Source organism: Variovorax sp. 01N429, from assembly GCF_056399425.1.
In genome coordinates, this window is sequence record NZ_JBFTRG010000150.1 from 1 (window position 1) to 420 (window position 420).

General features: G+C 67.9%; 1 protein-coding gene. It reads right to left on the reverse strand.

Annotated features, from left to right (window positions below; translation table 11 throughout):
- Nucleotides 1-141: 141 nt before the first annotated feature.
- Nucleotides 142-420 (reverse strand): class II aldolase/adducin family protein (locus tag AC1DSF_RS31010; protein WP_478184145.1); only part of this gene is annotated, 279 nt, incomplete at its 5' end.

Sequence of the window (420 nt, forward strand, 5' to 3'; positions counted from 1 at the left end):
CGCCTGATCGACGCGATCGTCAGCGAGGACGGGGTGGTGGAACCGGGACGCTGAGGCGTTCCCGCTCTCTTCCGGAAATGAAGGAACCCCCGTGGCGGCCACGGGGGTTCCTTGTTGTGTGCGTCGTTTCCGAGTGGCCTCTCAGCCCTCCGTGAGGCGGAACTCCAGCAGCCACTGCACGATTTCGGTGTGGTGGCGGACCTGCATCGGGTCCGCGCCCCACACGTACATGCCGTGCGACGCCACCAGCACCGCCGGCACGCCGGGCACCATCGCCGCTTCCAGCCGGTCGCCCAACTCGCCCATGTCCTGGCTGTTTTCGATGACCGGGATCACCACCGTCTCGCCGTGCGCCGACCGGCCGATGCCCTTCAGCATCTCCAGATCGCTCAGCTCGACGCCCTTCGGCCAGTGCCGTGC